This is a genomic window from Streptomyces sp. Ru73 (genome assembly GCF_002920575.1).
GTDB lineage: Bacteria > Actinomycetota > Actinomycetes > Streptomycetales > Streptomycetaceae > Streptomyces.
In genome coordinates, this window is record NZ_PQSQ01000030.1 from 1 (window position 1) to 22,255 (window position 22,255).

Genomic DNA, 22,255 nt, shown 5'->3' on the forward strand with positions numbered 1-22,255 from the left:
GCCGTACAGGGACGGCGCCGGCTCGCGGCCAGCCGCGGCCTCGGCGAGTTCGCCGACCGCATGCGGCCCCTGCTGGTCGGCACGGTGCTGCTCTTCCTGGGCGCGGCCGCAGTGCTGCTGGCCGCCGCCGGCCTGCTGACCGGTACGTCCGGTACCGGTCCCGCCCGGCTGTCGCCCGCCGCGCTCGGCCCCTTCGCCGCTGCCCTGGCGCTCGCCGCGCTGCTCTTCCTCGCCCGCCTCCTGACCGTTCACGGTTTCCCGGCCGCGGCGGGCGCCGGCCTGGCCGCCGCCGGCGCGCTGGAGGCGGTGGCCCTCGCCACGCTCCCCGCCGGGCGGCTCCCGGGGCTGGAGGCGGTGGCCCGGCCCGTGACCGAGGCGGCCGGGCTGCTCGGCCCCGCCGTCGTCCCGGCAGCCGCCTGCACCGCCGCAGCGCTCGGTCTGTTGGCGTACGGGCTGCGCGCCTTGACCGGCGCGTCGGCGCACTCAGCGGCGCCCGGCACGGCCACGCTCCGGCCCGACGCCCCCACCCCGCCGCCCGGCCCGTCCGCGGCGACCGCCCCCTGAACCACGCGACTCCCGAGCCGCGTAGCCGCCACCCCCCGCTCCCTCCTTCGACCCTTCACGACCCCCTCTGAGGAGCCCTCGCAGATGACCGTCCACCACGCCGTACGAGGTCCGCTCGTACGAGAGCCGGCCGCAGCTCTCCCGGCCGTACGGGAGCAGTCCGCCGCCGTTCCGGCCGCCCGAGAACTGGGGGCCGCGCGATGAGGGTTCTGCTTGTCGGTGCCAACGGGTACCTCGGCCGGCACGTCGCCGACCGGCTGCTCGCCGACCCCGCCGTCCAGCTCACCGCGCTCGGCCGCGGCGACGACGCCGACGTCCGCTTCGACCTGGCCACGGGCAGTCCCGGCGCGCTCACCCGCTTCCTCGACGCGGTGCACCCGGGCGTCGTGATCAACTGCGCGGGCGCGACCCGCGGCGGCGCCCGCGACCTGACCCGGCACAACACCGTCGCGGTCGCCACGATCTGCGAGTCACTCCGGCGCAGCGGATGCGGCGCCCGTCTGGTGCACCTCGGCTGCGCTTCCGAGTACGGGCCCTCGCAGCCCGGCTCCTCCACGGCCGAGGACGCCGTGCCGCGTCCCGGCGGCCCGTACGGCGTGAGCAAGCTCGCGGCCACCGAGCTGGTCCTGGGCTCCGGTCTGGACGCGGTCGTGCTGCGGGTGTTCTCGCCGGTCGGCCCCGGCACGCCGGCCGGGTCCCCGCTGGGCCGGCTCGCCGAGGCGATGCGCCGCGCCATCCAGTCCGGCGAGGGCGAGCTGAAGCTCGGCGGCCTCGGCGTGCAGCGCGACTTCGTCGATGTACGCGACGTGGCGCGCGCCGTGCACGCCGCCTCGCTGTCCGCCGCCCAGGGAGTGGTGAACATCGGCACCGGCAAGGCCGTACGTCTTCGTGAGGCCGCCGCCGTGCTCGCCAGGGTCGCCGGGTTCGGCGGCGCGCTGCACGAGCTCGACGCGCCGCCCGGCCATGCCCCCGGGCGCGTTCCGATCCCGGGCCAGGGCGGCGACCACCACGGCGCGGGGCTGCCCGCCTACCCGTACCCGGACGGCTGCGGCAGCTGGCAGCAGGCCGACGTCCGCACCGCCCGCGACCGGCTCGGCTGGCGCCCGCGCATCGGGCTGGAGGAGTCGCTCGCCGACATCTGGATGGAGGCCGCATGTCGCATCTGACCGCGCCGACCCCGAGCCTGACGGCGGCCCTCGGCGCCGGCCCGTTCGGGGTCGGCGTCCCCGGCTACGGACATCCGCTGCTCGCCCCTGCCGAGTGGGGCGAGCTGCGCCGGCTGGCCCGGGAGGGCCCGCATCCGTACGGCGGCGGACCGCTGCACTGGGCGGTGCTGAACGTCGCCGACGGGCCCGGCTCGCGGCCGGATCCGCACTGCCTGGAGGCGGCGGGCCGGCTCCGGGAGGCCGCCGGGGCGCCGGCCGGCTTCGCGGGCGGGCGGCGGCCCCGGCTGCTCGGCCATCTGGACGCGGCGCACGGTGACCGGAGCTTCGGCGAGCTGATCTCCGAGGCGCACCGGTACCTCGACTGGTACGGCGTGGACGGCTTCATCCTGGACCGCTGTCCCACAGAGCGGACACACCTCGCCGAGACCCGCCGCGTCGCCACCACGCTGCGGGCCCTGAGGGACGACGCGTACCTCGTCTTCCGGCACGGCGCGCACCCCTGCGCCGGGTACGCGGAGTGCGCCGACCAGCTGGTCACCTTCGCCGGTCCGTGGACGGAATACCGCTGGTCACAGGTGGCGGAGTGGACCGCCGACCATCCGCCCGAGCGGTTCTGCCATCTGGTGCACGGGGTGCCCCGCACCCACCTGGAGGAGGCGCTGCGCATCGCCCGCTGGCAGGGCGCCGGCACCGTCTTCTTCACCGATCACCGGGACACGGGTGGCGGGGACGCCTGGCAGACGCTGCCCGGGTACTGGGACGAATTCGTCTCGCGAATCGGACCGGGTGTCTCGGAATGAAGAAGGGCGTGGCAGTGTTACGGGAAGAACCACCGTAATGAATTACCGACCAACGGAGTCCCCGTGTCGCTGCCACCCCTGGTAGAGCCCGCTTCGGAGCTCACCGTCGACGAGGTCCGCAGGTACTCCCGCCACCTGATCATCCCTGATGTCGGGATGGACGGGCAGAAGCGGCTGAAGAACGCCAAGGTGCTGTGTGTCGGCGCCGGTGGCCTGGGCTCGCCCGCGCTGATGTACCTGGCCGCGGCGGGCGTGGGCACGCTCGGCATCGTGGAGTTCGACGAGGTCGACGAGTCGAACCTGCAGCGCCAGATCATCCACAGCCAGGCGGACATCGGCCGCTCCAAGGCGGAGTCCGCCAAGGACAGCGTCCTCGGCATCAACCCGTACGTCACGGTCAACCTGCACCAAGAGCGCCTTGACTCCTCCAACGTCATGGACCTCTTCGCGCAGTACGACCTGATCGTCGACGGTACGGACAACTTCGCCACCCGTTACTTGGTGAACGACGCCTGCGTGCTGCTGAACAAGCCGTACGTGTGGGGCTCGATCTACCGCTTCGACGGCCAGGCGTCGGTCTTCTGGTCCGAGCACGGTCCCTGCTACCGCTGCCTGTACCCGGAGCCCCCGCCGCCGGGCATGGTGCCCTCCTGCGCCGAGGGCGGCGTCCTCGGCGTGCTGTGCGCCTCGATCGGCTCCATCCAGGTCAACGAGGCCATCAAGCTGCTCGCCGGCATCGGTGACCCGCTGGTCGGTCGTCTGATGATCTACGACGCGCTGGAGATGACCTACCGCCAGGTCAAGGTCCGCAAGGACCCGAACTGCGCGGTCTGCGGCCCGAACGCCACCGTCACCGAGCTCATCGACTACGAGGCCTTCTGCGGCGTCGTGTCGGACGAGGCCCAGGAGGCGGCGCTCGGCTCGACGATCACTCCGAAGCAGCTCAAGGAGATGATCGACGGCGACGAGAAGATCGAGATCATCGACGTCCGCGAGCCGAACGAGTACGAGATCGTCTCGATCCCCGGCGCCAAGCTGATCCCGAAGAACGAGTTCCTGATGGGCAACGCCCTCCAGGACCTGCCGCAGGACAAGAAGATCGTCCTGCACTGCAAGACGGGCGTCCGCTCCGCCGAGGTCCTCGCGGTCCTGAAGTCCGCGGGCTTCTCGGACGCGGTGCACGTCGGTGGCGGCGTCATCGGCTGGGTCAACCAGATCGAGCCGGAGAAGCCGGTCTACTGACCGTCCGCGCCCACTGGAGCGCAGGAAGGCCCGTCCGCGATGCGGACGGGCCTTCCGCATGCTGAGCGGGTGCCGGGGCGTGCGGCTGCGGGTGTGCGCCGACGGGCGTACGGAAGCGCTCGTGCCACCGGTTCCGCGCGGGCGGGTGCGCCCGGGGACGCCAGGGCGCCGCGCGGGCGCGGGGCTTTCCGGCCGCGCCGTAAACCGGTACCGCGGCCTGATGGCACCGCCGTACCGTTGCCGCATGGACGACTTCTTCCCGCCGCCGCGGCCGAGAGACGAAGAGCCCATCGAGGAGACGGGGTTCGACCGCGTGCCCTGGGAGGGCGCGCCCGAGGACATCATCGGCGGCATCGTGCCGCTGGAGCGGGTGCTGGCCCGCAACGACCACCTCGCCATCGTCGCGACCCAGGCAGTCGCCTACGCGGACGGCGTGGAGATCCGGCTGCGGCTGCGCGCCCGGCGCCGCCCCGGCATGAGCCGCGAGGAGTGGGCGCTGGTCTCCCGCGGGATCTGGGGGTACGACGACGACCCCTGGCAGGTCGCAGAGGCGGAGGCAGCGGCCGCGCAGGGCCGGCACCCGGACGGGCTGCTGCGCTTCGGGGTGCGCTTCGCTGACGGCTCCGTGGTGACCACCGTCGACGAGCGCGACGACGAGGACGAGTGGCCGGGACAGCGCCCGGACCGGCCGGTGCTGAGCCTGAACGAGGAGGGCGGCGGCAGCTCCGGCGAGAACATCGACAGCGAGTACGCGCTCTGGCTGTGGCCGCTGCCCCCGCCGCAGCTCTTCGAACTGGCGGTGAAGTGGCCCCTGCTGGGCGTGGACCTGACCTTCACGCCGCTGGACGGCGCGGAGATCGCGGCGGCCGCGGCCCGCGCCCGCCCCTTCTGGGACGACTGACCGGCCGATCTACGGGACGCGCGGCCCGCTGCGTACGGAGGGGCCGCGCCGCGCCGTGTACGAAGGGGCCGCGCCCCGCTGCGTACGGAGACGGCGCGTGCCGCTGCGTACGGAGGAGGCGCGTGCCGCCTGCCTCCGTACGCCTTCGATCACCGCGCTTCCCGGCCCGCCGGGCGCGTCACAGCGCTCCCTTGCGCGTCAGGAACGTGAAGGACAGCCAGCCCGGCAGGACCGGCAGCCAGAACGTCATCAGCCGGAACAGCAGCACCGCCGACAGGGCCGTGTCACTGCCCAGCCCGGCAGCCGTCAGCAGACCGGTCAGGGCCAGTTCCACGGCGCCGACGCCGCCCGGCGTGGGTGCCGCCGAGCCGAGCGCGTTGCCCGCGAGGAAGACGACCGCGATGCTCGCGTAGGAGATCTGGTCGCCGCCCCCGAAGGCGCGGATCGAGGCGTCCAGGCACATCACGTTCGCCGCCGTCAGCAGCAGCATCCCGCCGATGCCGGTGACCAGCTTCTTCGGCCGCTGCAGCACGTCGAGCATGCGCGGCACCACACCGGCGAACAGCGACCGCACCCGGGTGACGACGAACTTGCGCAGCGCCGGGATGGCCGTGACCACCAGGGCCAGCACCGCCGCCGTCAGCAGGCCGGCGATGACCGTACGGGACGGCGACAGCGACGGCGTGCGTTCCGTACCGGTCAGATAGCCGAAGGTCAGCAGCAGCAGGATGTGGCTGCCGAGACCGAACAGCTGGGAAGCGCCCACGCTCGCCACCGCGAGGCCCGGCCGGATGCCGGCCCGCTGCAGGAAGCGCGCGTTGAGCGCCACGCCGCCCACCGCGGCCGGCGCGACCAGCTTCACGAAGTTGCCCGCGACCTGTGCGATCACCGTCCGGAGGAAGGAGACCTTCTCGGGGACGAAGCCGAGCAGGCTGAGCGCCGCCGCGATGTAGGTCAGCGCCGAGAAGACCAGCGCGGCCGCCACCCAGCCCCAGTTCGCCTCGCCGATGACCTGGTCGAACTTCACGTGGGTGAGCTGCGAGAGCAGGAAGTACGCGGCGAAGGCGCCCGCGATCCAGCTGACCAGCGTGCGCGGGCTGATCCGCTCCAGTTTGGCCGGTTCCACCGGTGCGGTCGGCCGGATCAGGAGCACCTGGCGGCGGATCTGGGAGAGCAGGTCCTCCTCGCGGGCCTCCTCCATCGCCTCGTCCAGCGCCCGCTTCTCGGCGTTCTTCTCGGCGCGCAGCGTCTTGCGGTCCGTGCGGCCCTCGGCCGCCTTGGCGGCCTTGGCCGCCTGGGAGGCCGCCAGGACGGCCTCACGCTCCCGCTTGGCCCGTTCCCTGGCCAGGTGGCGCAGCGTGGCCCTGGTCGTCCGGCTGAGCGCGATCGGCTGCAGCAGCGGCAGGCTGTCCGCCACCGCGTCCGGGCCGAGCACCTCGACCGCCGCCTGCACGCTGCGCTCCGCGCCGACCCGCAGGCCCAGCGTGGTGAGCAGCTGCGCGACGTCCATCCGCAGCACCACGTCACCGGCGGCGATCTCGCCGCCGCGCAGATCGGTCAGGACGACCGTGCCGGAACGATCCACCAGCAGCGCGTCACCGACCAGCCGCCGGTGCGCGATGCGTCGCGACTGCAGCGCGGCGACCTGCTGCCAGGCGTTGTCCATCAGCTCGTCGGTGATCTCGTCGTCCGCGAGCGCGTCCAGGGTGCGGCCCCCGACGTGCTCGTACACGAGCATCACGGCGTCCGGGCCCAGCTCGGAGGTGGCGATCAGCTTCGGCGCGTTCGCCCCGGCGGCGATCGCCGCGTACGCCAGCAGCGCCTCCTGCTCCAGCGCCTGGCGCAGCGACTGGAGGCTGCGGCGCTGGTTGATGCCGCGCAAGGAGAGCCGCCGCCACACGCGGTAGAAGAAGCCCTGCGCCTGCTGCTCCCGGTCCACGACGGTGACGTCGATGGGCGGGCCGTCCTCCAGGGTGACGATGTACCGGCGGCCGCGGTCGGAGTGCTCCGGGTACGCGGTGTCCTCCGCGCGCAGCGCGCTGACCGGCCGGAAGCCGACGCGGCGCAGGCCGGCGAGGAGGTTCTGGCCGGTGGGCCGGACGTTCGGGGAGCCGACCGCGTACAGCGTGCCGAAGGCGACCGTGTACCCGATCAGCACGGTCGTGACGATGGCGAACGGCGTGGTGTACCGGCCGACGAGCACCGCGAAGGCGTCGAGCAGCAGCACGCACCACATGGCCACGCGCCAGCGCGGCCTACGGGACATGCCGACGGCCGTCATGTAGGCGATGACGGGTGCGAGGTAACTGTGCACGGGGGCGGTGATGGCCCCGTTGCCCAGCGGCTGGGTGAGCGCGTCCCGGATGGACTCCGGCGCGGCCTCGGCCACCCAGAGGTCCGTCGCGAGCGACACCCCGTGGGCCAGTACGGCCGCGAGTACGCCGTCCGCGATCCGGAGGCCGTCCCGTTTGATCAGCCGTTCGATCGCGAACGCCACCGGAACGATCAGTACCGCAATGCTCGCGGTCAGTCCGGCGAAGGTGATCAGTAGCTGGGGCGCCTGTCCGGCCCCCTTGCCGATGTCGTTCTCCAGGCCCTGCGTCGTGCCGTGCGCGAACGTCGCCAGCCCCAGGACCAGCGCGATCCCGACGATGCCGAGCAGGAAGCGCAGCAGGTCGAAGGGGCGGTGCACACGTGCGGGCAGCAGCGGCTCGTCACCCGAGACGTGGTCGACGTGGAACTCGCTGCCGGGGCACTCGCCGGCGGCACGGCCCGCCCTGTCGGGGCGGTCGGTCCGCTCCGTACGGGGGACCTTCGCGGCGCCCGGTCTGTCGGCGTCCTGCCCTGAGGCGTCGTCGCGCGACGCACCCGGTGGCGGGCGCTCGTCCTTCGGAGTGCGGCCGGCGGCAGCCCCCGTGCCCTCGGGCACGTCGGCCCGCCCGGCCTGCTCGGTCGTACTTGCCATGTCGGTCGTGGAAGCCCTTCCCCGTCGTAGCGGCTGTCCCGGTGTCTGCTCCGGCTGGTCCTGCTGCTCCGGCTTCCTCTTGCTCGTTCCGTCGGTCTCGGCCCCGGTGTCGGGCCGGGGCGTGTGGTCGGTGTCGCTGCTGTCGGATCCTGTGGAGCCGTGGTCGGCGGTGCTGCCCCCGGACCGCGGCAGCGCCTCAGGAGCGCCCGCCTCCCCTGGAGGCGCCGCGCTCTGATGCTGCTCAGCCGTCTCTTCTTGATCTCGTATCACCAGTCACCGCCCGGAAGATGGTGGCACGGCCCTGGTGCGGAGGGGGGCATCAGGGTGCATTTCGGGGGCGCGGGAAGCGCAGCGTACGCCGCGTCGGCCGTCCGTGCACGCGCCGTCACCGCCGTGGCGGGGAACGAGGGGCGTTGTCGGTGGCGTGCGGCAGGATGGGCCGAATGAGTGGGACCGGAGAGAGCGGGAGTGGCGCCCCGGGCGGCGAGCTGCCGGAGTACGCGGACCGCGTGCTCGACGTGGCCGAGCGGATTCCGCCGGGCCGGGTGATGACCTACGGGGACGTCGCCGAGTACCTCGGTGACGGCGGGCCGCGGCAGGTGGGACGCGTGATGGCGCTGTACGGCGGCGCCGTGCCGTGGTGGCGCGTCGTCCGCGCGGACGGCGTCCTGCTGCCGGGCAGCGAGCGGCGCGCGCTCCAGCACTACCGCACCGAGGGCACGCCGCTGCGCGAGCCGACGCGCACGGCCGGCTCCCGCGAGGAGCGCACGATGCCGCGGCTGGACATGGCGCGGGCACGGTGGGACGGCAGCGAGCCGGGCGCGGGCGGCGCTCCGGGCGGCGCGGACTGAGCACACTGCTCCCGGGGGCGCGTACGAGGTGCGCGCGGCCGCCCGTTCCCGCCGTCCCGTCGCGGGACGCGCTGCGGCTCGTGCGCCGCGTGGCGTAGCGTCGGGCGCAGCCACCACGACGGACACCACCACCCATACCACCTCACACTTCAGCACCGCTCGCATCGGCAATCCTTGTCCGTAACACCAGCATCACCGCAGACCGGGCGCCCGGCATCACTCGCCGGACACCCGTCTCCACCGCATCCGCACACCAGGACCCCAGTACCACCGCAACCGCACCCCAGACCCCTGCACAGGCGATCCACGTGAGTTCCTCCCCCTCGGCGATTCCGGAGCCCCGGCCGTACCCGCGGCCGGCGCGCCGGGATGCCCCCGGCGCGTACCGCCTGGTCCGCACGCGCCCGGAGGCGGTCCGTCCTCCTGCCTTGGACGCACGCCAGCGCGCGGTGGTTGACCACGAGGACGGCCCGCTGCTGGTGCTCGCCGGTCCCGGTACGGGCAAGACCACGACGCTCGTCGAGGCGGTCACCCGGCGGGTGCGCGAGGGCACCGACCCGGAGCGGATCCTCGTCCTCACCTTCAGCCGCAAGGCCGCCGTGGAGCTGCGCGACCGGATGGCGGCCCGGCTGAGCCACGAGCCCCCGGACGGGCCGGACACGCCGTACGCGGACGGCGCGGCACCCGGCGAGGGCGAGGAGGCACCCGGCGAGGGCAACAGGGCGCGTGACGCCGGCGGCGCGCCCGCGCCTGCCCCCGTGCACCGGACGGGCGGCCCGCAGGCCACCACCTTCCACTCCTTCTGTTACGCGCTGGTCCGCGCCCATCAGGACGCCGACCTCTTCGCCGACCCGCTGCGCCTGCTCTCCGGCCCCGAGCAGGACCTCGTCGTCCGCGAGCTGCTGGCGGGCCAGGCCGAGCTGGCCCGCGAGGACCGCGCGCTGGTCGGCTGGCCGGACGAGCTGCGCGCCTGTCTGACCACCCGCGGCTTCGCCGACGAGGTGCGCGCCGTGCTCGCGCGCAGCCGCGAGCTGGGCCTCGGCCCGGACGCGCTCGGCGACTTCGCGCGCCGTACGGGGCGGCCCGACTGGGGCGCCGCCGCCGGCTTCCTCGCCGAGTACCTCGACGTGCTGGACGCCCAGGGCGTGCTGGACTACGCCGAGCTGGTGCACCGCGCGGTGCTGCTCGCCGAGCGCCCCGAGGTGGCGGCCGAGCTGGCGCGCCGGTACGACGCGGTCTTCGTCGACGAGTACCAGGACACCGATGCCGCGCAGGTCCGGCTGCTGCGCGCGCTCGCCGGGAACCACGGGCCCGCGCGCCCCGGGGCGGGCGGCGGCCGCACCCTGGTCGCCTTCGGCGACCCCGACCAGTCCGTCTACGCGTTCCGGGGTGCCGACATCAACGGCATCCTCGACTTCCCGGAGACCTTCCGGCGCGCGGACGGCACGCCCGCGCCCGTACAGGTGCTGCGCACCGCCCGCCGTTCGGGTGCCGCGCTGGTCGCCGCCACCCGGCTGCTCACCCGGCGCATGCCGCTCAACCGGCTGCCGGCGCGCCAGGTCAGGGAGCACCGCGAGCCGGAACCGGTGCGGGACGGCGGCCGGGTCGAGGTGTACACGTACCCGACGGCCGGCGCCGAGCTGGACAACATCGCCGACATCCTCCGCAGGGCCCACCTGGAGGACGGCGTCCCCTGGCAGGACATGGCCGTCCTGGTGCGCGCCGGCGGCCGCTCGATCCCGTCCGTACGCCGCGCCCTCACCTCGGCCGGCGTCCCCCTCGACATCGACGGCGACGACCTCCCGCTGCGCCACGAGCCCGCGGTCGCCCCGCTGCTGCTGGCGCTGCGGGTGGCGGCGACGGACGCCCCGGTGACGCACGGGACGGGCGCGGACGCCGGGGAGGGGCTGTACGGGCCCCAGGACGAGCTGGCCGCGGTCCAGGACGCGCTGGACGAGGCCGAGGACGAGCCGGCGGGTGACGAGGGTGCCGGGGAGGCCGGGGCTCCGGACGAGGCCGCGGAGGGGACCGTGACGCCCGCCGGGGCCGACGCGAGCGACGAGTCCGCCGACGCCGGGGCCCCGGGCTCTGACGCGACCGACGCCCCGGCCGCGTACACCCGGATCGCCCCCGAGGTGGCCATGGAGCTGCTCACCTCGCCGCTCGGCGGGATGGACGCCGCCGACCTGCGGCGGCTCGGGCGGGCCCTCCGGGAGGAGGAGCGGGCCGCAGGACAGGCCGTGCCGCGCCCCTCGGACGTGCTGATCGCCGAGGCGCTGGACGAGCCCGAACGCCTCGTGGCGCACGACCCGGCCTACGCGCGCGGCGCCCAGCGGCTCGGGCTGCTGCTGCGCAAGGCCCGCGAGCTGCTCGCCGGCGGCGGCACCGCCGAGCAGGCCCTGTGGGAGCTGTGGGACGGCACCCCCTGGCCGGGGCGGCTCGAACGGGCCGCCCGGCGCGGCGGCGCCGCGGGCCGCAACGCCGACCGCGACCTGGACGCCGTGGTCGCCCTCTTCGAGACCGCGGCGCGCGCCGAGGAGCGCACCGGCGGCCGGGGCGCCCTGAACTTCCTGGAGGAGCTGGACAACCAGGACATCGCGGCCGACACGCTGACCCGCCGTACGGTGCGCCCCGACGCGGTGCGCCTGATGACCGCGCACCGCTCCAAGGGCCTGGAGTGGCGCCTCGTCGTGGTCGCCGGCGTACAGGAAGGGCTCTGGCCCGACCTGCGCCGCCGCGGCTCGCTCCTGGAGGCCGACCGGATCGGCCGGGACGGCCTTGCCGCACCGCTCACCCCCGGGGCGCTGCTCGCCGAGGAGCGCCGGCTGTTCTACGTGGCGGCGACCCGCGCCCGGGAGCGCCTGGTCGTCACCGCCGTGAAGGCCGCCGCCGACGACGGCGACCAGCCCTCCCGCTTCCTCAGCGAGCTGGGCGTCGACCCGGTGGACGTCACCGGTCGCCCGCGCCGCCCCCTGTCGGTCGCCGCGCTCGTGGCCGAGCTGCGCGCCACGATCGTGGACCCCGCGGCCTCCGAAGCGCTGCGCACGGCCGCCGTGGAGCGGCTGGCCCGGCTGGCCGCGCTCCGGGACGAGGAGGGCCGACCCCTGGTGCCCGCCGCGCATCCGTACCGCTGGTGGGGCCTGTACGAGCCGACGCACAGCTCCGTACCGCTGCGCGACCCGGACACCCCCGTGGCCCTCTCGGGCAGCGCGCTCGACCAGCTCGCGAACGCCTGCGCGCTCCAGTGGTTCCTGGGCCGGGAGGTCAAGGCGGACGCGCCCGCGACCGCGGCCCAGGGCTTCGGCAACGTGGTGCACGTGCTGGCCGACGAGGTCGCCTCCGGCCGTACCCCCGCCGACCTCGCCGTCCTGATGGAGCGGCTGGACTCGGTGTGGGACGCGCTGGCCTTCGATGCGCCCTGGAAGTCGCGGCAGGAGAAGGACAACGCGCGCGCCGCCCTGGAGCGCTTCCTGCGCTGGCACGTCATGGAGCGCGAGGAGCTCGGCCGCACCACGGTCGCCACCGAGCACGGCTTCGACGTCACGCTGCGGGCCGGGACGGACGAGGAGTACGCGGTCCGCATCCGCGGCAGCATGGACCGCGTCGAGGCCGACGCGGACGGCCGCGCGTACGTCGTGGACTTCAAGACCGGCAAGAGCAGGCCGACCGGCCCCGAGGTGGCCCGGCATCCGCAGCTCGCCGTGTACCAGCTCGCGGTACGGGAGGGCGCCGTCGACGAGGTCTTCGGGGGCCGCACCCCGCAGCCCGGGGGAGCGGAGCTGGTGCATCTGCGGCAGGGCGCCGCCAAGAAGGACGGCGGCGACGCGCTCCCCGTGGTGCAGGCCCAGCAGCCCCTGGAGGGCGAGTGGGTCGGCGAGCTGCTGGCCACGGCAGCGGGGCGTGTCCTGGAGGAGCGCTTCGTCCCCTCGACCGGTAAGCACTGCACGCACTGCGCCTTCAAGAGCTCCTGCTCGGCACGGCCCGAGGGACAGCACGTCGTCGAGTGACGGTCCGCCCCACTGACCGGCTGTTTTGCCACGTTGTCAGTGCCGCCCGTTACGGTCTCGGACGTGTCCGCACGCATCACCGACCCCGAGCAGCTCAAGCAGCTGCTGGGCATCCCGTTCACCCCGGAGCAGCTGGCCTGTATCACCGCGCCGCCCGCCCCGCAGGTGATCGTGGCCGGCGCCGGTTCCGGCAAGACGACGGTCATGGCCGCCCGGGTGGTGTGGCTGGTGGGCACCGGACAGGTCGCCCCCGAGCAGGTCCTCGGCCTGACGTTCACCAACAAGGCCGCCGGCGAGCTGGCCGAGCGGGTGCGCGCCGCCCTGCTCGCCGCCGGCGTGACCGACCCCGACCCGGCGCCGCCCGGCCACGGGAGCGCCGACGACGCCCCCGGCGAGCCCCGCATCTCCACGTACCACGCCTTCGCCGGCCAGCTCCTGAAGGACCACGGCCTGCGCATCGGGATCGAGCCCAGCGCCCGGCTGCTCGCCGACGCCACCCGCTTCCAGCTCGCAGCCCGGGTGCTGCGCGAGGCGCCGGGCCCGTATCCCGCGCTCACCACCTCGCTGCCCGCCCTCGTGGAGGACCTGCTCGCCCTCGACGGGGAGCTGGCCGAGCACCTCGTCACCCCCGAGGAGCTGCGCGCGTACGACACGAGGCTGCTCGCCGAGCTCGGCGCCGCCAAGCTCAGCAACGCCGAGCTGCGCAAGGTCCCCGAGGCGGTGCAGGGCCGCCTGGAGCTGCTCGAACTGGTCGAGGCGTACCGCGGCGAGAAGCGCCGCCGCGACCTCCTCGACTTCGGCGACCAGATCGCCCTCTCCGCCACGCTCGCCACCACGCGCCCCGAGGTGGGCCGGCTGCTGCGCGAGGAGTTCGCCGTCGTCCTGCTGGACGAGTACCAGGACACCTCCGTGGCCCAGCGCCTGCTGCTCTCCGGGCTCTTCGGCGGGGGCACGGGGCACGCCGTCACCGCCGTCGGCGACCCCTGCCAGGCCATCTACGGCTGGCGCGGCGCCTCCGTCGCCAACCTCGACGACTTCCCCCGGCACTTCCCGTTCGCCGACGGCACCCCGGCGCGCCGCTTCGCGCTCAGTGAGAACCGCCGCAGCGGCGGCCGCCTCCTGGACCTCGCCAACGGCCTGGCGGCCCCGTTGCGCGAGCGCCACGAAGGCGTCGAGGCGCTTCGCCCCGCGCCCGGCGCGGAGCGCGACGGCATCGTGCGCTGCGCCCTGCTGCCCACCCACGCCGACGAGATGCGCTGGCTCGCCGACTCCCTGGCCCACCTGGTCCGTACCGGCACGCCGCCCGGCGAGATCGCCGTCCTGTGCCGCACGGCCGGCGATTTCGCGCGCATCCAGGGCGAGCTGGTGGCCCGCGACATCCCGGTGGAGGTGGTGGGCCTCTCCGGCCTGCTGCACCTTCCGGAGGTCGCCGACCTGGTCGCCGTCTGCGAGGTGCTGCAGGACCCCACGGCCAACGCCGCCCTGGTCCGCCTCCTCGTCGGGCCGCGCTGGCGCATCGGCCCCCGGGACCTCGCCCTGCTGGGCCGTCTCGCCCGGACACTCGTCCACCGCGACGACCCCTCCAACGACCCCGAGCGGCGCCTCGCCGAGGCCGTGGAGGGCACCGACCCGGCCGAGGTGATCTCGCTCGCCGACGCCCTGGACACGTTCCTCGGCACGGACCCCGGCGCCCCCGGGGAGGACGAGCCGGGGGCCGGGCTGCCCTTCTCGGCCGCCGCCCGGGTCCGCTTCGCGCACCTCGCCGCCGAGCTGCGTGAGCTGCGCCGCTCCCTCGGCGACCCCCTGATGGACGTGCTGCACCGGGTCCTGGCCACCACGGGGCTCGATGTCGAGCTGTCCGCCTCCCCGCACGCCCTGGCCGCGCGCCGTCGCGAGACCCTGGGCTCCTTCCTCGACATCGCCGCGGGGTTCGCCGCCCTGGACGGCGAGGCGACGCTGCTGGCCTTCCTCGGGTTCCTCCGCACGGCCGTGCAGCACGAGAAGGGCCTGGACAGCTCCCTCCCGGGCGGCGAGAACACCGTCAAGGTGCTGACCGCGCACAAGTCCAAGGGCCTGGAGTGGGACGTCGTCGCCGTACCGGGACTGGTCGAGAAGCAGTTCCCCAGCGGCCAGGCGCGCGAGTCCTGGACCAGCCAGGCCAAGGTGCTGCCGCACGCCCTGCGCGGCGACGCCGACACCCTGCCGGACGTGCCCGAGTGGGACAGCCGCGGCCTGAAGGCCTTCAAGGAGGCGATGAAGGACCACCAGGCCACCGAGGAGCTGCGCCTCGGGTACGTCACGTTCACCCGCCCCCGCTCGCTCCTGCTCGGCTCCGGCCACTGGTGGGGGCCCGACCAGAAGAGGCCGCGCGGCCCGTCCGCCTTCCTGGACGCGCTGCGCGCGCACTGCGAGGCGGGCCACGGCGAGGTCGAGGAGTGGGCCGACCCGCCCGAGGAGGACGCGGAGAACCCCGCCCTCGTGGCCGCCGCCGACGACGCCACGGGGGAGTGGCCGCTCCCGCTGGACCCGGAGGCCATGGCCCGGCGCCGGGCCGCGGCGGAGGCCGTACTGGCCAGGGTGCGGCACCTGGAGGGCGGCACCCCTGCGGCCCCCTCGGAGCCCGCCGAGCCGCCGCAGGGCCCGGCCGGCCCGCCGGACGACCCCGACTGGCCGGCCGAGGAGCCCGCGTACGAGGACGAGGAGCGGTACGGGGATCCGTACGCCGAAGACCCCGACGAGGCCCACGGCGACCCGTACGACGAGCCCTGCGAGGACACGTACGCCGAGGACCCGTACAACGACCCGTATGCCGAGGACGAGGCGTACGGCGCCCCGGACGACGCCTCGCACCCCGGCCACCCCGCGCGCACCGCGCCCGGCGCCGCCATACCGGCAGCGCGGGACGGCGACGCCGCCGACGCCGCGGCCTCGCTGACCCCCGAGGAGCGGCGGACCGTCGCCTCCTGGGACCGCGACCTCGACGCGCTGGCGGGCGAGCTGCGCCGCTCCCGGGCCCGCGTCCAGGACGTACCGCTGCCCTCCTCGCTCAGTGCCTCGCAGATGATGCGGCTGGCCGCCGACCCGGACGGCTTCGCGCGCGAGCTGGCCCGGCCGATGCCCCGCCCGCCGCAGCCCGCAGCGCGCCGCGGCACCCGCTTCCACGCCTGGGTGGAGTCCCGCTTCGAGGAGCTGACGCTGCCGATGCTGGGCCCCGAGGAGCTGCCCGGCGGCGACCCCGAGGAGCCGGACGGGGACGGCATCGCCGACGAGCGGGACCTCGCCGCACTGAAGGAGGCGTTCGCCCGCACCCCGTATGCGCAGCGCACGCCGCACAGAGTGGAGGTCCCCGTCCAGCTCACCCTCGCGGGCCGCCTCATTCGCGGCCGCATCGACGCCGTCTACCGCCTCGACCCCGACCCACAGGCGGCGGACGGCTACGACGGTCCCCGCTACGAGATCGTCGACTGGAAGACCGGCCGCAGCCAGGACGCCGACCCGCTCCAGCTGGCCCTGTACCGCCTCGCCTGGGCCGAGCGGCGCGGCGTCCCGCTCGCCGCGGTGCGCGCCGCCTTCCTGTACGTCCGCAGCGGCGAGCTGGTGCGTCCGGCCCACCTCCCGGGCCGTCGCGAGCTGGAGCGCATCCTGCTCGGCGAGGAGCCCGGCGGCAGCGGCGACACGACCGCAGCCGGCGGCGCTCACGACGGTGACCAGGCGTACCCGGCGGGTCACGGAGGTGAGACCGGCGACCGTACGACCCATGCGGGCCGATAGGCTCAGGGGTATGAGCAGCACCCCGGACAGCGCTGTCCGCACGTACATCAGCAGCCGACGTGACGCCTTCCTCGAAGACCTCGGCGCCTGGCTGCGCATCCCCTCCGTGTCGGCCGACCCCGGCCACGCACCCGATGTACGCCGCAGCGCCGAATGGCTGGTCGCCAAGCTCACCGAGACCGGCTTCCCGACCGCCGAGGTCTGGGAGACCGAGGGCCTGCCCGCGGTGTTCGCCGAGTGGCCGTCCGGCGACCCGGACGCCCCGACGGTGCTCGTCTACGGCCACCACGACGTGCAGCCCGCAGCCCCCGAGGACGGCTGGCACACCGACCCCTTCGAGCCGCACATCACGGACGGCAGGCTCTACGCGCGCGGCGCCGCCGACGACAAGGGCCAGGTCTTCTTCCACACCCTAGGGGTGCGCGCGCACCTCGCCGCCACGGGACGCAGCGCGCCCGCCGTCAACCTGAAGCTGCTCATCGAGGGTGAGGAGGAGTCCGGCTCGCCGAACTTCCCCGCCCTGATCGCGAAGCACGCGCACCGCCTCGCGTGCGACGCCGTGATCGTCTCCGACACCGGCATGTGGGCCGAGGACACCCCGACCGTATGCACGGGCATGCGCGGCCTCACCGACTGCCAGATCGACCTGTACGGGCCCGACCAGGACATCCACTCCGGCTCCTTCGGCGGCGCCGTGCCGAACCCCGCCACCGAGGCGGCCCGGCTGGCCGCTGCCCTGCACGACGCGGACCGCAGGGTCGCGATCCCCGGCTTCTACGACGGCGTGATCGAGCTGACCGAGCGGGAGCGCGAGCTCTTCGCCGAGCTGCCCTTCGACGAGGACCAGTGGCTGCGTACGGCCCATTCGCACGCCGCCCTCGGCGAGGCGGGCTACTCGGTACTGGAACGCATCTGGGCCCGCCCCACGGCCGAGGTCAACGGCATCGGCGGCGGCTACCAGGGCCCCGGCGGCAAGACCATCGTGCCCGCCCGAGCCCAGCTGAAGCTGTCGTTCCGGCTCGTCGCGGGCCAGGACGCCGCAGCGGTCCAGCAGGCCGTCCGCTCCTGGGTCGCCGACCGGCTGCCCCCAGGCATCCGGCACGACATCACCTTCTGGGGCGCCACCAGGCCCTGCCTGACCCCGCTGGACCACCCCGCCCTGCAGTCGGTCGCCCGCGCCATGGGCCGGGCCTTCGAGCAGAAGATCCGCTTCACCCGTGAGGGCGGCTCGGGGCCCGCCGCCGACCTCCAGGACGCCCTCGGCGCCCCGGTGCTCTTCCTCGGCATCTCCGTGCCCTCCGACGGCTGGCACGCGCCCAACGAGAAGGTCGAGCTGGACCTGCTCCTGAAGGGCGTCGAGACCGCGGCGTACCTGTGGGGCGACCTGGCGGAGAACTGGCGCCCGGCATGACCCGACCGCCACGGTCGCGGCCTCCCGCCGGCCCGCGCCCCGCATACGTACGCAGCCCGCATCTCTCGCACAGGGGGAGTTGGAAACTCCAGTGACCACCCGGACCGATCACGACGCACACCGGCCCATCACCTTCAGCGCCGACAGCGGCATCGACCGCAGCGCGCACCACCGACTCGACGAGGCCTGGCTCGCCGCTGCATGGAGCCACCCGACGACGCGCGTCTTCGTGGTCTCCGGCGGTCAGGCCCTCGTGGACGACACCCCCGACGGCCGCACCGAACTGGTCATGACGCCCTCCTTCGAGGCGCCGATGACCGAGACCCACCGGTACTACCTCGGGCAGGACGAGGACGGCGTCCGCTACTTCGCACTGCAGAAGGACTCCCTGCCGGGGCGCATGGACCAGTCCGCGCGCCCTGCCGGGCTGCGCGAGGCCGGACTGCTGCTCTCCGAGCGCGACGCCGGCCTCCTCGTGCACGCCGTCGCGCTGGAGAACTGGCAGCGGCTGCACCGCTTCTGCTCGCGCTGCGGCGAGCGCACGGTCATCGCGGCGGCGGGCCACATCCGCCGCTGCCCGGCCTGCGGCGCCGAGCACTACCCGCGTACCGACCCGGCCGTGATCATGCTCGTCACCGACGAGGAGGACCGCGCGCTCCTGGGCCGCCAGGTGCACTGGCCCGAAGGCCGGTTCTCCACGCTCGCCGGCTTCGTGGAGCCGGGCGAGTCCATCGAGCAGTCGGTGCGCCGCGAGGTCTACGAAGAGGCCGGCGTGGTCGTCGGGGACGTCGAGTACGTCGCCAGCCAGCCCTGGCCCTTCCCGTCCAGCCTGATGCTCGGCTTCATGGCCCGTGCCACGCAGCCCGAGATCCAGGTGGACGGCGAGGAGATCGAGGAGGCCCGCTGGTTCTCCCGCGACGACCTGCGCAAGGCCTTCGAGTCGGGCGAGGTGCTGCCGCCCTACGGCATCTCCATCGCGGCCCGCCTGATCGAGCTCTGGTACGGGAAGCCGCTGCCGAAGCCCTGACGGCCGCAGACGTGCGCGAGGGCCGGAACCGTACGGTTCCGGCCCTCTGCGTGTCCGGCCTCACAGCGCGGGCCGCGCAATGGCGTGCGCGGGCCTCAGGCGCCGAGCTTCTCCTTGATCCACGCGAGCGGCGGGTTGCCCATCGCGTGCTGCTCGCCGCCGCCCTCGGGGACCACGACGACGGTCGGCACCAGCTGGTTGCCGTCGTTCACGGTCTCCACGTACTTCGCGGACTCGGGGTCCTGCTCGATGTTGATCTCGGTGTACGCGATGCCCTCGCGGTCCATCTGGCCCTTGAGCCGACGGCAGTAACCGCACCAGGTGGTGCTGTACATCGTGACAGTGCCCGCCATGAGTCTCGCGCTCCTTCTTGCTGCTCAGCTTGGTGCTGCTCGGCGTGACCGCGGCGGATTGCCGCGACCGCAGTGGTTCAACGCGCACCTACCCCGGACCATTCCCGGCCCTCCGGCGGCGCGCGCAGGTCCCCTTCCCGCCCCGTTCGGGCACTTCCCGCCCCGAACATGCCGGCCCCCTTCCGGGCCTGCGCAAAAGTACGACCATCGGCCGCGGCTGTGGACAACATTCCCGGCCGCCGCCGGGGACCTGGCAGCATGGCGGGGTGACAGCAGCATCGGACCCCACCCTCTTCCCGCACGCACCGCAGACGTCGAACTTCCCCGCCGCCCCGGCGGACGCCGACGCGGTGCTGGAAGGGCTCGACCCCGAGCAGCGCGAGGTCGCCACCGCGCTGCACGGTCCCGTCTGCGTGCTGGCCGGTGCGGGCACGGGCAAGACCCGCGCGATCACCCACCGCATCGCCTACGGCGTCCGCGCGGGCATCCTCCAGCCGAACACCGTCCTCGCCGTCACCTTCACCAACCGCGCGGCGGGCGAGATGCGCGGCCGGCTGCGCCAGCTCGGCGCCGCAGGCGTCCAGGCCCGCACGTTCCACTCCGCCGCACTGCGCCAGCTCCAGTACTTCTGGCCCAAGGCCGTCGGCGGCGAGGTCCCGCGGCTGCTGGAGCGCAAGGTCCAGCTGGTCGCCGAGGCCGGCGTCCGCTGCGGCATCCGGCTGGACCGCACCGAGCTGCGCGACGTCACCGGCGAGATCGAGTGGTCCAAGGTCACCCAGACCGTGCCGGCGGACTACCCCGCCGCCGTCGTCAAGGCCACCCGCGAGGCGCCCCGCGACCCCGCCGAGATCGCCCAGATCTACCGCACCTACGAAGACCTCAAGCGCGAGCGCGGCGTCATCGACTTCGAGGACGTGCTGCTGCTCACGGTCGGCGTGCTCCAGGAGCGCCCGGACATCGCCGAGCAGGTCCGCGCCCAGTACCAGCACTTCGTCGTCGACGAGTACCAGGACGTCAGCCCCCTCCAGCAGCGCCTGCTGGAGCTGTGGCTCGGCGACCGCGACAGCCTCTGCGTGGTCGGCGACGCCAGCCAGACGATCTACAGCTTCACCGGCGCCACCCCCGACCACCTGCTGAACTTCCGCACCCGCCACCCCGGCGCGACCGTCGTGAAGCTGGTCCGCGACTACCGCTCCAGCCCGCAGATCGTCCACCTCGCCAACGGCCTCCTCGCCCAGGCCCGTGGCCGCGCCGCCGAGCACCGCCTGGAGCTGATCTCCCAGCGCGAGGCGGGCCCGGAGCCGGTCCACGTCGAGTACGGCGACGAGCCCGCCGAGGCCGAGGGCACCGCCCGCCGCATCCGCGACCTCATCGCCTCCGGCGTGCCCGCCGGCGAGATAGCCGTCCTGTTCCGGATCAACGCCCAGTCCGAGGTGTACGAGCAGGCGCTGGCCGACGCGGGCGTGCCGTACCAGCTGCGCGGGGCCGAGCGGTTCTTCGAGCGCCCCGAGGTGCGCGAGGCGGGGCACAAGCTGCGCGCCGCCGCCCGCTTCGGCGGCAACGACACCCTGCTGGACGACGCCCAGGACCTGCCCTCCGAGGTGCGGGCCGTGCTCAGCGAGATGGGCTGGGGCGACCGGCCGCCCGCCGGGTCCGGTGCCGTGCGCGACCGCTGGGAGTCGCTGGCGGCGCTGGTCCGGCTCGCCGAGGACTTCGCGCGGGCGCGTCCCGAGGCCACCCTCGCCGACCTGGTCGCCGAGCTCGACGAGCGGGCCAGTGCCCAGCACGCCCCGACGGTCGACGGCGTGACGCTGGCCTCGCTGCACGCCGCCAAGGGTCTGGAGTGGGACGCGGTCTTCCTGGTCGGCCTCACCGACGGCATGCTGCCGATCACGTACGCGAAGACGGACGAGCAGCTGGAGGAGGAGCGCCGCCTGCTGTACGTCGGCATCACCCGCGCGCGCCGCCACCTGAGCCTCTCCTGGGCCCTCTCGCGCTCTCCCGGCGGTCGCGCCCACCGGAGCCCCAGCCGCTTCCTGAAGGCGCTGCGGACGGGCGCGGGCGCTGCGGGACACCGCTCGCCCGGCGGGGGCGGCGGCATCGAGCGCGGCGTCGGCGGCGCGGCGGGCCGGGGCGAGGAGCGGGAGGCGGCCCGGCGCAAGCGCCGCGGGCCGATCCGCTGCCGGGTGTGCGGCCGGGTGCTCTCCGACGGCGGTGAGATCAAGCTCATGCGCTGCGAGGACTGCCCCTCCGAGCTGGACGAGGGGCTGTACGAGCGGCTGCGGGACTGGCGCGAGGCGCAGGCCGCCGCGCTGGGCCAGCCGGCATTCTGCGTCTTCACCGACAAGACACTCATGGCGATAGCCGAGGCCGTTCCGGGAACCGAACAGGAGCTGGCGGGCATCCCTGGAGTAGTAAGGCGCAAGCTCCGCAGATTCGGCGCCGACGTCCTGGCCCTGTGCGCGGGGGAAGAACTCCCCGGTGGAGAACTCGCGGCGGACCGGGCCGGAGGTGACGAGGAGACTGCGGAATGAAGGCTTCCGGGGAACGCTTCCGGTGACACGGAAAACTCGTCGGAAAAATAGTTTGCGCGCGCGGAGCGCATCCCCATAGCCTTCGGAAGCACGGAGACAACGGGCCTTCCGAGAACCGTTGGATTCGTGCTGTACTGAACAACCCGGACCGGTCCCGATCGGTCCCCGAAGACGCCGAAAGGAGGCGAGACCAGTGATCAGCTTCATCGAGACCCAGAAAATGACCGATCTCTCGGTCGTCGCCACCTGCCCGCTCGGCTCTTCGCTCCGTGGCACCGGTCTGTCCGGAGCCGGCCTGTCCGGTTCCGTCCGTCCGTCCGGCGTCGCGGCCGTGCGCCCGGCTTCCCTCGCGATTCTTCCGATTCGCGAGCGCAGCGAGCGACCGACCGAGGCACCTGAGGTAGCAGCAGCGGCAGACGCGCATGCCTTTGCCTTTGCGGCGGCCAATGGTGCCGAATCCCGGACGCAGTACGCCACGACCGAGTACGCCACGCAGCAGAACGACATGTGGGCCTTCCGCGGCCTCGAACCCTGGAGTGATCCAGCCTGATCGGCGAGATCAGGTCGGCACCTTCCAGGGCCGCGGAACCCACACCGGGATCCGCGGCCCTTTTGTTTGTCCCTCCGCAGCCGGCGGGGGACGCCATACGACAGCCCAGCCAC

At 74.2% G+C, this 22,255-nt stretch carries 13 protein-coding genes and 1 pseudogene; 12 read left to right on the forward strand and 2 right to left on the reverse strand.

All coding sequences use genetic code 11. From position 1 onward, the window contains the following. The 5 genes and pseudogenes from C3486_RS37280 to C3486_RS15655 form a co-directional block, all read left to right on the forward strand. Nucleotides 1-564: pseudogene (locus tag C3486_RS37280) on the forward strand (hypothetical protein); the annotation flags it as partial. A gap of 200 nt (nucleotides 565-764) precedes the next feature. Continuing rightward, nucleotides 765-1,730, forward strand: a complete 966-nt coding sequence (locus C3486_RS15640) for an NAD(P)-dependent oxidoreductase (RefSeq protein WP_103833313.1) — start codon at nucleotides 765-767, stop codon at nucleotides 1,728-1,730. After that, the gene (locus C3486_RS15645) at nucleotides 1,718-2,530 is read left to right on the forward strand and encodes a spherulation-specific family 4 protein (protein ID WP_103833314.1); all 813 of its coding nucleotides are present in this window, start codon (nucleotides 1,718-1,720) and stop codon (nucleotides 2,528-2,530) included. Before C3486_RS15640 ends, C3486_RS15645 begins: the two co-directional genes overlap by 13 nt. A 63-nt stretch (nucleotides 2,531-2,593) precedes the next feature. Next, nucleotides 2,594-3,772, forward strand: coding sequence for an adenylyltransferase/sulfurtransferase MoeZ (gene moeZ, locus C3486_RS15650; protein ID WP_103833315.1), 1,179 nt, complete (start codon nucleotides 2,594-2,596; stop codon nucleotides 3,770-3,772). A gap of 244 nt (nucleotides 3,773-4,016) precedes the next feature. Then, nucleotides 4,017-4,673: a hypothetical protein gene (locus tag C3486_RS15655; protein WP_103833316.1), complete on the forward strand. Its 657-nt coding sequence runs from the start codon at nucleotides 4,017-4,019 to the stop codon at nucleotides 4,671-4,673. Between the two features lie 178 nt (nucleotides 4,674-4,851). Here the strand turns inward: C3486_RS15655 and C3486_RS15660 are convergent, their stop codons facing one another. After that, nucleotides 4,852-7,638: a lysylphosphatidylglycerol synthase transmembrane domain-containing protein gene (locus tag C3486_RS15660; protein WP_103833317.1), complete on the reverse strand. Its 2,787-nt coding sequence runs from the start codon at nucleotides 7,636-7,638 to the stop codon at nucleotides 4,852-4,854. Nucleotides 7,639-8,081: 443 nt separating this feature from the next. On the opposite strand from C3486_RS15660, the gene C3486_RS15665 reads away from it, so the two are divergent. From C3486_RS15665 to nudC, 5 genes are all read left to right on the forward strand, one after another. Next, nucleotides 8,082-8,489, forward strand: a complete 408-nt coding sequence (locus tag C3486_RS15665) for an MGMT family protein (RefSeq protein WP_308461243.1) — start codon at nucleotides 8,082-8,084, stop codon at nucleotides 8,487-8,489. Nucleotides 8,490-8,818: 329 nt separating this feature from the next. Continuing rightward, nucleotides 8,819-12,496 (forward strand): UvrD-helicase domain-containing protein, encoded by a 3,678-nt coding sequence (locus C3486_RS15670; protein ID WP_374936876.1) that lies wholly within the window; start codon nucleotides 8,819-8,821, stop codon nucleotides 12,494-12,496. A gap of 63 nt (nucleotides 12,497-12,559) precedes the next feature. Continuing rightward, nucleotides 12,560-16,267: an ATP-dependent DNA helicase gene (locus C3486_RS15675; RefSeq protein WP_103833320.1), complete on the forward strand. Its 3,708-nt coding sequence runs from the start codon at nucleotides 12,560-12,562 to the stop codon at nucleotides 16,265-16,267. Nucleotides 16,268-16,277: 10 nt separating this feature from the next. Next, entirely contained in the window at nucleotides 16,278-17,678 is a 1,401-nt protein-coding gene (locus C3486_RS15680; RefSeq protein ID WP_103833321.1) for a dipeptidase, read from the forward strand. 91 nt (nucleotides 17,679-17,769) lie between these two features. Further along, nucleotides 17,770-18,705 (forward strand): NAD(+) diphosphatase, encoded by a 936-nt coding sequence (gene nudC, locus C3486_RS15685; RefSeq protein WP_103833322.1) that lies wholly within the window; start codon nucleotides 17,770-17,772, stop codon nucleotides 18,703-18,705. Nucleotides 18,706-18,800: 95 nt separating this feature from the next. On the opposite strand, the gene C3486_RS15690 is transcribed toward nudC, so the two are convergent. Next, the gene (locus C3486_RS15690) at nucleotides 18,801-19,058 is read right to left on the reverse strand and encodes a glutaredoxin domain-containing protein (RefSeq protein ID WP_103833323.1); all 258 of its coding nucleotides are present in this window, start codon (nucleotides 19,056-19,058) and stop codon (nucleotides 18,801-18,803) included. A gap of 266 nt (nucleotides 19,059-19,324) precedes the next feature. Here C3486_RS15690 and C3486_RS15695 point away from each other — a divergent pair, with 266 nt between their 5' ends. Both C3486_RS15695 and C3486_RS15700 read left to right on the forward strand, forming a co-directional pair. After that, complete coding sequence (locus C3486_RS15695; RefSeq protein WP_374936874.1) at nucleotides 19,325-21,592, forward strand: ATP-dependent DNA helicase UvrD2; 2,268 nt, start codon at nucleotides 19,325-19,327, stop codon at nucleotides 21,590-21,592. 193 nt (nucleotides 21,593-21,785) lie between these two features. After that, entirely contained in the window at nucleotides 21,786-22,142 is a 357-nt protein-coding gene (locus C3486_RS15700) for a hypothetical protein (RefSeq protein ID WP_103833324.1), read from the forward strand. The last annotated feature ends 113 nt before the right edge of the window (nucleotides 22,143-22,255 follow it).